The following is an 11,395-nucleotide window of genomic DNA, read 5'->3' on the forward strand; positions in this document are numbered from 1 at the left end:
TTGGTGCGGGACAAGGCGACGCGCACGCGCTACCCGGATGAGGTGGCGGCGGGCATGGTCTGCCGCGGACACTGCTTTACTAATGGTCTGATCATGCGCGCCGTGGGCGACACCATGATCATTGCGCCGCCGCTGGTGATCAGCCGTGCGGAGATCGACGAACTGGTGGAAAAAGCACGCAAGTGCCTGGACCTGACCCTACGCGACCTGTCGGCCTGAACGGCCGGCAGCCACGGAAAGTTGTCAGCGATGCCATGACCTTGCCAGACTGCGCCAGTGCGTTGGCCAGCCTCACCGGAAGGGCCTGCGCACCTTCCGGAATACCGACACAACAACAGGAGCTGTACGCATGAAAACATTCGGCAAAACCCTTCTAGCGTTGTCCCTGGCCGCCGCCGTGGCTGGCACCGCTCAGGCCGAGGACAAGGTGCTGCACGTCTACAACTGGTCCGACTACATCGCCGAGGACACCCTGGACAACTTCCAGAAGGAAACCGGCATCAAGGTGGTCTACGACGTCTTCGACAGCAACGAAGTGCTGGAAGCCAAGCTGCTCTCCGGCGGCTCGGGCTACGACGTGGTGGTGCCGTCCAACCAGTTCCTCGCCAAGCAGATCAAGGCCGGCGTATTCCAGAAGCTGGACAAGTCCAAGCTGCCCAACTGGCAGAATCTCAACCCCGACCTGATGAAGGCGCTGGAAAACGCCGACCCGGGCAACCAGTACGCCTTCCCCTACCTGTGGGGCACCACCGGCATCGGCTACAACCCGGAGAAGGTCAAGGCCGCCCTCGGCGTCGACACCATCGACTCCTGGGACGTGCTGTTCAAGCCGGAGAACATGGAGAAGCTGAAATCCTGTGGCGTGGCCATGCTCGACGCCCCGGACGAAGTCTATGCCGCGGCACTGCACTACCAGGGCCTGAACCCCAACCCGACCAGCACCGACGACGTGGCCAAGGCCGAAGAGCTGCTGATGAAGGTGCGTCCGTACGTCACCTACTTCCACAGCTCCAAGTACATCTCCGACCTGGCCAACGGCGAGATCTGCGTGGCCCTGGGCTGGTCCGGCGACGTGTTCCAGGCGCAGGCCCGCGCCGAGGAAGCGAAGAACGGCGTGCCGGTGGCCTACGCCATTCCCAAGGAAGGCGCCGCCTCCTTCTTCGACATGATGGCCATCCCCGCCGATGCCAAGAACGTCGACGCCGCGCACACCTTCCTCAACTACATCCTGACCCCGGAAGTGATCGCGCCGATCTCCGACTACGTCGCCTACCCCAACGGCAACGCCAAGGCCACCCCGCTGGTCGCCGAGGAAATCCGCAACAACCCGGGCATCTACCCGACCGAGGAAGCCTCGAAGAAGCTCTACACCTTCTCCGAGCTGAGCCCCTCGGTGCAGCGTGCCATCACCCGCAGCTGGACCAAGGTCAAGTCCGGCCGCTAACGGCAGCAGCAACCCCGTCTGCGGTGGGCATGCCCGCCGCAGACCCTAACAATAAAAGGAAGCTTGTATGCGTTGTTCGACCCTTGCGGCGGGCCGTCTGGCCGAGCCGATCGGAATGTCCCTCTGCGACCCGGCAGTCGTTTCCCGCGCGGGATAGCGCCCTGCGCGAAACGCTGAACAGGACGGATATTTCCGCTAAAGTGCCGGCCCTTTTGCGGGCGGCCCGATAGAAAGAGGATCTGCGTGTGCGAATTTCCTGCGGCAAGACCCTGATCACCAGTGCCCTGGCGCTGGGCCTGAATACCCTGGCCCAGGCGGCGGGGACGGTACACATCTACAACTGGAGCGACTACATCGGCGAGGACACCCTGGCCCAGTTCGAGGCGGCCACCGCCATCAAGCCGCTGTACGACGTGTTCGACTCCAACGAGACCCTCGAAGGCAAGCTGCTCGCCGGCCGCTCCGGCTACGACATCGTGGTGCCTTCCAACCATTTCCTCGGCAAGCAGATCAAGGCCGGTGCCTTCCAGAAGCTGGACAAGGCCAAGCTGCCGAACTGGAACAACCTCGACCCGGCGCTGCTCAAACAGCTGGAAGCCAACGACCCCGGCAACCAGTACGCCGTGCCCTACCTGTGGGGCACCAACGGCATCGGCTACAACGTCGAGAAGGTCAAGGCGGTGCTCGGCGTCGACAGCATCGACTCCTGGGCGGTGCTCTTCGAGCCGGAGAACATGGCCAAGCTCAGCCAGTGTGGCGTGGCCTTCCTCGATTCGGCCGACGAGATGATCCCCTCGGTGCTCAACTACCTGGGCCTCGACCCCAACAGCACCAATCCGGATGACTATGCCAAGGCCGAGGCCAAGCTGCTGGCGGTGCGTCCCCATGTCACCTACTTCCACAGCTCCAAGTACATCGGCGACCTGGCCAACGGCGAGATCTGCGTCGCCGCCGGCTTTTCCGGCGACATCCTGCAGGCCGCCGATCGCGCCGAGGAAGCCGGCAAGGGCATCGAGATCGCCTACAGCATTCCCAAGGAAGGCGGCAACCTGTGGTTCGACATGCTGGCCATTCCGGCCGACGCGGCGAACGTCGAGCAGGCCCATGCCTTTATCGATTTCCTCCTCCAGCCGCAGGTGATAGCCGAAGTCAGCGACTACGTCGGCTACGCCAACCCCAATACCCAGGCGGGCGCGCTGATGGACCAGGAGGTGCGCAACGACCCGTCCGTGTACCCGCCGCAGGCGGTACTGGACAAGCTGTTCATCTCGGCCGAATTGCCGGTCAAGGTGCAGCGTCTGATGACCCGTAGCTGGACCAAGATCAAGTCGGGTCAGTAACCCTTCCCGCCCGGCCGCAGGGGTCGGGCGTTACTTCCGGGAGTTTTCCTAAATGGCTGTTGCCTCCAGCGCCTACAAAAAAGCCCTCGAGGGGGACCAGACACCGAAAGAGGTGCTGGTCAAGATCGATCGGGTGACCAAGAAGTTCGACGAGACCGTGGCGGTCGACGACGTCTCGCTGACCATCAACAAGGGCGAGATCTTCGCCCTGCTCGGTGGTTCCGGCTCGGGCAAGTCGACCCTGCTGCGCATGCTCGCCGGCTTCGAGCGGCCCACCTCCGGGCGCATCATCCTCGATGGCGTCGACATCACCGACATGCCGCCGTACCAGCGGCCGATCAACATGATGTTCCAGTCCTACGCGCTGTTTCCGCACATGAGCGTGGCCGACAACATCGCCTTCGGCCTCAAGCAGGACGGCCTGCCCAAGGCCGAGATCGAGGCGCGGGTGGCCGAGATGCTCAAGCTGGTGCACATGAGCCAGTACGCCAAGCGCAAGCCGCACCAGCTGTCCGGCGGCCAGCGTCAGCGCGTGGCCCTGGCCCGTTCGCTGGCCAAGCGGCCCAAGCTGCTGCTGCTCGACGAGCCGATGGGCGCGCTGGACAAGAAGCTGCGTTCGCAGATGCAGCTGGAGCTGGTGGAGATCATCGAGCGGGTCGGCGTGACCTGCGTGATGGTCACCCACGACCAGGAAGAGGCCATGACCATGGCCCAGCGCATCGCCATCATGCACCTGGGCTGGATCGCCCAGACCGGCAGCCCGGTGGACATCTACGAGACCCCGGCCAGCCGCCTGGTGTGCGAGTTCATCGGCAGCGTCAACCTGTTCGACGGGCAGATCAGCAGCGACGAGGCCGACCACGCGATCATCGACTGCCCGCAGCTGGACAAGCCGATCTTCATCGGCCACGGCGTCACCACCCGCGCCGAGGACAAGAAGGTCAGCTACGCCCTGCGCCCGGAAAAACTGCTGATGGCCAGCGAGCTGCCGGCCGATCACGAGCACCCCGAGTACAACTGGAGCCGCGGCCACGTGCACGACATCGCCTACCTCGGCGGCCACTCGGTGTACCACGTCAAACTCACCTCCGGGCAGATCGTGCAGTGCTTCATCGCCAACGCCGAGCGCCGCGGCAAGCGCCCGACCTGGGACGATCCGGTGGTGGTGTACTGGGAAGACGACAGCGGCGTGGTACTGCAATCATGAAACTGGCCAAACTCTCGCGCTACCTGCCCAGCGGGCGGCATGCCGTGATCGGCATCCCCTTCCTCTGGTTGTTCCTGTTCTTCCTGTTGCCCTTCGTCATCGTGCTGAAGATCAGCTTCGCCGAAGCCGACGTGGCGATTCCGCCCTACACCGAAATCTACAGCTGGGCCAACAACCAGTTGCAGATCGTGCTGAACCTGGGCAACTACATCTTCCTCACCGAGGATGCGCTGTACCTGTCGGCCTACCTCGGCTCGCTGCAGGTCGCCTTCTTCAGCACCCTGCTGTGCCTGCTGATCGGCTACCCCATGGCCTACGCCATCGCCCGCGCGCCGAAGGAACACCAGACGGTGCTGCTGCTGCTGATCATGATGCCGACCTGGACCGCGATCCTGATCCGCGTCTATGCCTGGATGGGCATTCTCGGCAACAACGGCCTGCTCAACAGCCTGCTGATGGGCATCGGCCTGATCGACACGCCGCTGCAGATCCTCAACACCAACGTGGCGGTCTATATCGGCGTGGTCTACTCCTACCTGCCCTTCATGATCCTGCCGCTCTACGCCAACCTGGTGAAGCACGACCTCAGCCTGCTGGAGGCCGCCTCCGACCTGGGTTCGAGCAACTTCAACAACTTCTGGAAGATCACCGTGCCGCTGTCGAAGAACGGCATCATCGCCGGCTCCATGCTGGTGTTCATCCCGGTGGTCGGCGAGTTCGTCATCCCCGAACTGCTCGGCGGCCCGGAGACCCTGATGATCGGCAAGGTGCTGTGGCAGGAGTTCTTCAACAACCGCGACTGGCCGGTGGCCTCGGCCCTGGCGGTGGTGATGCTGGCGATCCTGATCGTGCCCATCATTCTCTTTAACCGTAACCAGGCGAAAGAGCTGGAGGGCAGACCATGACGACTGTCTTTTTGATCGTGCCCTCATCTTTCCTCTTTAACCCTAACCAAGCCAAAGAGCTGGAGGGCCGGCCATGAAGCGCTTCAGTTTCGCCAACATCATGCTCTGGGCGGGCCTGCTGTTCATCTACCTGCCCATGGTCATCCTGGTGATCTACTCGTTCAACGCCTCGCGGCTGGTGACGGTGTGGGGCGGCTGGTCGGTGAAGTGGTACGTCGGCCTGCTCGACAACACCCAGCTGATGAACTCGGTGATGCGCTCGCTGGAGATCGCCTGCTACACCGCCATCGCCGCGGTGGCGCTGGGCACCCTGGCGGCCTTCGTGCTAACCCGGGTCACCCACTTCAAGGGCCGCACCCTGTTCGGCGGCCTGGTCACCGCGCCGCTGGTGATGCCCGAGGTGATCACCGGTCTGTCGCTGCTGCTGCTGTTCGTGCTGATGGCGCAGCTGATCGGCTGGCCGGCGCAGCGCGGCATGCCCACCATCTGGATCGCCCACACCACCTTCTGCTCGGCCTACGTGGCGGTGGTGGTGTCGGCGCGCCTGCGCGAGCTGGATCTGTCCATCGAGGAGGCGGCCATGGACCTGGGCGCCAAGCCGTGGAAGGTGTTCTTCCTGATCACCGTGCCGATGATCGCGCCGTCGCTGGCGGCCGGGGCGATGATGTCCTTCGCCCTGTCACTGGACGACCTGGTGCTGGCCAGCTTCGTCTCCGGTCCCGGCTCCACCACTCTGCCGATGGAGATCTTCTCCGCCGTGCGCCTGGGGGTGAAACCTGAGATCAACGCGGTGGCCAGCCTGATCCTGCTGGCGGTGTCCTTCGCCACCTTCCTCGCCTGGTTCTTCGCCCAGCGCGCCGAGGAACGGCGCAAGAAGGCCCTGCAGCAGGCCATGGACGAGACCGTCTGGCAGCCGGCCGCTAGCCGCAGCTAAACGACCAGGAGTGCCATAAAAAAACGGGCCCGATGGGCCCGTTTTTTATGGCTATGTCTGAGTGAGCTGTGGCCGGGCGCCCCAGGGCAGGATCGGGGGCCCGGCGCTCCGCCTTAGCCCACGCTGACCCCCGTCGGTGGCCTGAAGCCCACCCTACGGGGCTGCACCGCGGCGTAGCGTACCCGCTGGCGCGTCGCTGCCCGATGTCGCGGGGCCGCCTTGCGCCAAGACAAAAAAAGCCCGGCGCTAAGGCCGGGCGGAGTGGGTACACAAAGTACCAAAGTAGCAGCGTGGATGCGGCCTAGCTCATACCCAGCCAGTTCGGCAGGGCCAGGGACACGGCCGGGATGTAGGTGATCACCATCAGGAAGCCGATCAGCATCATCAGCCACGGCAGGGCGGCGCGGATCACGTGGGTCAGCGGCATGCCGGTCACCGCCGAGGTGACGAACAGGTTGAGCCCCACCGGTGGGGTGATCAAACCGATCTCCATGTTCACCACCATGATGATGCCCAGGTGGATCGGGTCGATGCCCAGCTGCATGGCGATGGGGAACAGGATCGGCGCGAGGATCAGGATGATCGCCGAGGGCTCCATGAAGGCGCCGGCGATCAGCAGCACGATGTTCACCACCAGCAGGAACTGCCAGGGCTGCAGGCCGAGGTCGACCACCCAGGCGGTGATGGTCTGCGGGATCTGCTCGGTGGTCAGCACGTGGGCGAAGAGCATGGCGTTGGCGATGATGAACATCAGCATGATGGTCAGCTTGCCGGACTCCAGCAGCACCTTCGGGCATTCGCGCCAGGTCAGGTCCTTGTAGATGAACAGGGCGACGAAGCCGGCGTACACCGCGGCCACCGCAGCCGCCTCGGTGGGGGTGAACATGCCGCTGTAGATACCGCCGAGGATGATCACCATCAGCGACAGGCCCCAGATCGCCTCGCGCGCCGAACGCAGCCATTCGCGCAGGCTGGCGCGCGGCAGGGCGGGCAGCTTCTTGACCCTTGCGACTATGTAGATCGCCACCATCAGCGCCACGCCGAGCATCACGCCCGGAATGACGCCGGCCATAAACAGCTTGCCCACCGACTGCTCGGTGGCGGCGGCGTACACCACCATCACGATCGACGGCGGAATCAGGATGCCCAGGGTACCGGCGTTGCACACGATGCCGGCGCCGAACGCCTGCGGGTAGCCCGAGCGCACCATGCCGGCGATGGCAATCGAGCCGACCGCGGCCACGGTGGCCGGCGAGGAGCCGGACAGCGCGGCGAACAGCATGCACGCCAGTACCGCGCCGATGGCCAGGCCGCCACGGATATGGCCGACACAGGCGTTGGCGAAGTCGATCAGGCGCTTGGCCACGCCGCCGGTGGTCATGAAGGCGCCGGACAGGAGGAAGAACGGAATCGCCAACAGGGTGTAGTGCTCGCTGGTCTCGAACAGCTTGATCGCCAGCGAACGCACCGAGTCCGGGCTGAACAGCATGATGGTGACCGAGCCGGCCAGGCCGAGCGAGGCGGCGATCGGCACGCCGATGAACATCAGCAGGAACAGCAGGAGGAAGAGGAACAGAACGGTCATTGCTTGGGCTCCTCGTGCTCATTGATCTTCAGGGCGTCGGCGGCTTCGTCGGCCAGGCCCAGGCCGGTCTGCTCGTTGCGCAGGATGCGCACGAAGATTTCCAGGAAGCGGACGAACACCATGGCGTAGCCGAAGGGCACGATCATCGCGATATGCCATTGCTGGATGCCGTAGTGGCCGAGGTCTTCGGCACCGATGCCGGCGATGAACAGGGTGCGTACCCAGTCGTAGCTGCCGACCGCGATCAGCCCGGCGTAGCCCAGGCAGCACAGGCAGGCGACGATGCCGATGACGCGCTGCACCGGCCGGCTGGCCAGCTTGACCAGGGCGTCGACGCCGATATGGCCGGCGGTGCGCACGCCGTAGGCCAGACCGAAGAAGATCAGCCAGCCAAACAGGGCCTTGGTCAGGGCGTTGCTCCAGGTCATCGCCTGAGCCATGTCGAGGATGGCGTCGCCGATACCGAGCAGAAACTCGTTGCCGCCGAAGCTGTCGCCCAGCCAGTAGAAAACGGTGTAGAGGTTGTTGAGGATCACGTAGACGAAGGTGATCAGCGTCATGGCCGCCAGGAGAAAGGCGATAAAGCCTTCCTCGAAGTGCTCCCAGACGCGCCGCAAGGCGTTCATGGTCGGATCTCCCGAATGGAAAGGGCGTAGGGTGGGGCGGCCATGTGCGGCCGACCCACCGGTTGCAGCGTGACGATGCCCAGTGGGCATCGCGGTGGGCTGGCGCCAGTCGCGGCGTCGCCCACCCTACGGCTCTCCGGCCTTACTGCTGGTTGGCGGCCTGAGCGGCTTTGATCAGGTCGGCACCGATCTCGCCTTCGAACTTCTTCCACACCGGCTGCATGGCGTCGCGCCACAGGGCACGCTGCTCCGGGGTCAGGGTGAGGATTTCGGTGGTGCCGGCCTCGAGGATGCGCTGCTTGTCGCCTTCGTTGAGGGCGTCGGCCTGCTTGTTCACCTCGACGGTGACCTCGGCCATGATCTTGCTCAGCTCGTCACGCACGTCCGCCGGCAGACCGTCCCAGAACTTGGTGTTGGTGATCACCATGTAGTCGAGCAGGCCGTGGTTGGACTCGGTGATGAACTTCTGCACTTCGTGCATCTTCTGGCTGTAGATGTTCGAGTAGGGGTTCTCGGCACCGTTGACCACGCCGGTCTGCAGGCCCTGATAGACCTCGGCGAAGCTCATCTTGCGCGGGTTGGCGCGCACTGCCTTGAACTGCTCTTCCAGCACTGCGGAAGCCTGTACGCGGAACTTCAGGCCGCGGGCATCCTTGGGCTCGAGCAGCGCCTTGTTGGCCGACAGCTGCTTGAGGCCGTTGTGCCAGTAGCCCAGGCCGGTGATGCCCTTGTCGGTCATGGAGGTCAGCAGTTTCTGGCCTTCCGGGCCCTTCTGGAAGCGGTCGACCGCGGCCATGTCGTCGAACAGGAACGGCAGGTCGAAGATCTGGATCTGCTTGGTGTAGTGCTCGAACTTGGCCAGCGACGGGGCGATGATCTGCACGTCGCCGAGCAGCAGCGCTTCCATTTCCTTGCCGTCGCCGAACAGCGAGGAGTTCGGGTAGACCTCCACGCGCACCTTGTCGCCCAGGCGCTCTTCGGCCAGTTGCTTGAACAGCAGCGCACCCTGACCTTTCGGGGTGTGCTCGGCAACCACGTGGGAGAACTTGATGACAATGGGGTCGGCGGCCTGGGCCATGCCGGCGATGGACAGGGACAGGGCGCAAGCCAGCGCCTTGGCAGTCAGTTTGAACATGCGGATGCTTCCTCTTGTTGTGTTTATCGCATTGGCGCCAGGGGCGCTGCTGACGAACGGACAAGAGCAAGTCTAGGCGGCTTGGGCGAAAACGCCGGCTGAGGGCAGCGAGGCCTGGACTTGTACTTGTGGGTTCGCTTGGGCATTGCCTAGAGCAACCCTTGTGCCAGGCTGCCGCGGGCGATCGCGCGGTAAGTCGGGGGGAAGGCGCCAGGGCCCGTGGTCAGGGGCCTGTCTGGCGTTGCGTGAGCGGCCGGCGAGGGCGGCCGGCGGCTGCAAATGGCGGTGGGCGAGGCTGGCGCTGGCGGTTTCTCGCCAGTCAGTCGAAGTCCTCTGGCGAGCTTCCGCCAGCGCCGGAGAAATGCAGGCCGTGCTTGCGCAGTTTGTCGTGCAGGGTCTTGCGCGGCAGGCCGAGGGCCTCGGCCAGGCTGCGCAGCGAGCCGTGCGGGCGGCTGAGTTCGGCGGCGATCAGCGCCCGTTCGAAGGCTTCGACCTGTTCGCCGAGACCGCCGCTGACCGGCGGCAGGTTCGGCGCGTTGCTGTCCAGCGCCAGCTCCAGGCCGAGGGCGAAGCGCTCGGCGGCGTTCTGCAGCTCGCGCACGTTGCCCGGCCAGGGGTGGCGCAGCAGCAATGCGCGCTGTCCCGGCTGCAGTTCGCGGGGCGGCAGGCCGTGGCGCGCGGTGGCGCCTTCGGCGAAGTGCTGGAACAGCAGCAGGGCGTCCTCGCCGCGCTCGCGCAGCGGCGGGATGGACAGCGGCGCGACGTTCAGCCGGTAGTAGAGGTCGGCGCGGAAGCGTCCGGCATCGGCGGCCTGGCGCAGGTCTTCCTTGGTCGCGGCGATGACGCGAATGTCCAGCGGGATCAGCTGGTTGCCGCCGAGGCGCTCGACCACCCGTTCCTGCAGCAGGCGCAGCAGCTTGACCTGCACGTCCAGGCTCATGCTCTCGATCTCGTCGAGGAACAGGGTGCCGCCGTTGGCGAACTCGAACTTGCCGATCCTTCGCTTCTGCGCGCCGGTGAAGGCGCCGGCCTCGTGGCCGAACAGCTCGCTTTCCACCACCGACTCGGCCAGGGCGCCGGCGTTGATGGCGACGAAGGGGCCGTCGCGGCGGCTGGACAGGTCGTGCAGGGCGCGCGCCACCACCTCCTTGCCGGCACCGGTCTCGCCGAGGATCAGCACGTCGGTGGCGATCCCGGCCAGCGCGCCGATCTGCTCGCGCAGGCGCTGCATCGCCGGCGACTGGCCGACCAGGCGCCCGGCCAGCTGCTGGCGATCGGTCAGCGCCAGGCGCAGGCTGCGGTTGTCCAGCACCAGGCGGCGCAGATCGAGGGCGCGGCGCACGCTGTCGAGCAGGTCGTCGTTGGCGAAGGGCTTTTCCAGGAAATCGTAGGCGCCGGCGCGCATCGCCTGCACCGCCAGCGGCACGTCGCCGTGGCCGGTGATCAGCAGTACCGGCAGTTCGGCGTCGCGCTCGCGCAGCTGGGCGAGCAGCTGCAGGCCGTCGATGCCGGGCATGCGGATGTCGCTGACCACCACCCCCGGCCAGCCGGCCGGAATACGCGCGGCCAGGCCCTGGGCGTCGCCCAGGCTGAGCACCTTGAGTCCGGCCAGGTCGAGGGTCTGGCTGAGTGCCTGGCGCAGGTGGGCGTCGTCGTCGATCAGCAGAACCTGGGTGCGGCTGTCGATGGCGCTGTCGCTGGTCATGGCGAGGGGTCCTCCGGGGGTTGCAGGTTGACGCCGGGGCTGGCGAGGCGCAGGCGCAGGGTGATCAGGGCGCCGCCGTCCGGGTGGTTGGCCAGCAGCAGCTCGCCGCCCAGGGCGCGCATCAGGCTGTCGCAGATGGCCAGGCCAAGGCCCAGGCCCTGGGCGCTGGTCTTGGTGGTGAAGAAGGGTTCGCGGGCGCGGGCCAGGGATTCGGCGGAGAAGCCCGGGCCATTGTCGCGCAGCAGCAGTTCGAGCTGGTCGTCCTGCTGCCGGGTACTGATCCAGATGCGTCGCGGCGGCGCCTTGGCGACCAGGGCGTCGAGGGCGTTGCCGAGCAGGTTGCCGAGCACCTGGCGCAGGCGCGTCTCGCCGGCCTGGACCCACAGGGTGGCATCCGGCAGGTCGCGGATCAGCTCCACGTCCATCGCCCGGCGACGCTTGGCCAGCAGCGCCAGGGCGTCGTCCAGCGCCGGCTGCAGGGCCACCCGTTCCGGAGCGTGGCGGTCGCGGCGGG

At 65.6% G+C, this 11,395-nt stretch carries 10 protein-coding genes and 1 pseudogene; 6 read left to right on the forward strand and 5 right to left on the reverse strand.

Annotated features, from left to right (window positions below; all coding sequences use genetic code 11):
- The 6 genes and pseudogenes from N878_RS02705 to N878_RS02730 form a co-directional block, all read left to right on the forward strand.
- Positions 1 to 219 (forward strand): annotated as a pseudogene (locus N878_RS02705) (aspartate aminotransferase family protein); the annotation flags it as partial.
- A gap of 130 nt (positions 220 to 349) precedes the next feature.
- Positions 350 to 1,444 carry a polyamine ABC transporter substrate-binding protein gene (locus N878_RS02710; RefSeq protein ID WP_021442148.1) on the forward strand — a complete coding sequence of 365 codons (1,095 nt, stop codon included), beginning with the start codon at positions 350 to 352 and terminating at the stop codon, positions 1,442 to 1,444.
- 245 nt (positions 1,445 to 1,689) lie between these two features.
- The gene (locus N878_RS02715; RefSeq protein ID WP_021442149.1) at positions 1,690 to 2,784 is read left to right on the forward strand and encodes a polyamine ABC transporter substrate-binding protein; all 1,095 of its coding nucleotides are present in this window, start codon (positions 1,690 to 1,692) and stop codon (positions 2,782 to 2,784) included.
- A gap of 52 nt (positions 2,785 to 2,836) precedes the next feature.
- Positions 2,837 to 3,991, forward strand: coding sequence for a polyamine ABC transporter ATP-binding protein (gene potA / locus N878_RS02720; protein ID WP_021442150.1), 1,155 nt, complete (start codon positions 2,837 to 2,839; stop codon positions 3,989 to 3,991).
- A 23-nt stretch (positions 3,992 to 4,014) separates the two neighbouring features.
- The gene (locus tag N878_RS02725; RefSeq protein WP_177342867.1) at positions 4,015 to 4,896 is read left to right on the forward strand and encodes an ABC transporter permease subunit; all 882 of its coding nucleotides are present in this window, start codon (positions 4,015 to 4,017) and stop codon (positions 4,894 to 4,896) included.
- Between the two features lie 73 nt (positions 4,897 to 4,969).
- Positions 4,970 to 5,830, forward strand: coding sequence for an ABC transporter permease subunit (locus tag N878_RS02730; RefSeq protein ID WP_021442152.1), 861 nt, complete (start codon positions 4,970 to 4,972; stop codon positions 5,828 to 5,830).
- 301 nt (positions 5,831 to 6,131) lie between these two features.
- Here the strand turns inward: N878_RS02730 and dctM are convergent, their stop codons facing one another.
- From dctM to N878_RS02755, 5 genes are all read right to left on the reverse strand, one after another.
- Positions 6,132 to 7,415, reverse strand: a complete 1,284-nt coding sequence (dctM, locus tag N878_RS02735; protein ID WP_021442153.1) for a C4-dicarboxylate TRAP transporter large permease protein DctM — start codon at positions 7,413 to 7,415, stop codon at positions 6,132 to 6,134.
- Positions 7,412 to 8,041 carry a TRAP transporter small permease gene (locus tag N878_RS02740; RefSeq protein ID WP_021442154.1) on the reverse strand — a complete coding sequence of 210 codons (630 nt, stop codon included), beginning with the start codon at positions 8,039 to 8,041 and terminating at the stop codon, positions 7,412 to 7,414. The genes dctM and N878_RS02740 overlap by 4 nt, the downstream gene beginning before the upstream one ends.
- Before the next feature lie 142 nt (positions 8,042 to 8,183).
- Entirely contained in the window at positions 8,184 to 9,176 is a 993-nt protein-coding gene (gene dctP, locus N878_RS02745) for a C4-dicarboxylate TRAP substrate-binding protein DctP (RefSeq protein ID WP_021442155.1), read from the reverse strand.
- A 319-nt stretch (positions 9,177 to 9,495) separates the two neighbouring features.
- Positions 9,496 to 10,881 (reverse strand): sigma-54 dependent transcriptional regulator, encoded by a 1,386-nt coding sequence (locus N878_RS02750; RefSeq protein ID WP_021442156.1) that lies wholly within the window; start codon positions 10,879 to 10,881, stop codon positions 9,496 to 9,498.
- On the reverse strand, positions 10,878 to 11,395 hold a 518-nt coding region (locus tag N878_RS02755; RefSeq protein WP_156350848.1), incomplete at its 5' end, for a sensor histidine kinase. The genes N878_RS02750 and N878_RS02755, both read right to left, overlap by 4 nt.

It is taken from the genome of Pseudomonas sp. EGD-AK9, from assembly GCF_000465935.2.
Classification (GTDB): domain Bacteria; phylum Pseudomonadota; class Gammaproteobacteria; order Pseudomonadales; family Pseudomonadaceae; genus Aquipseudomonas.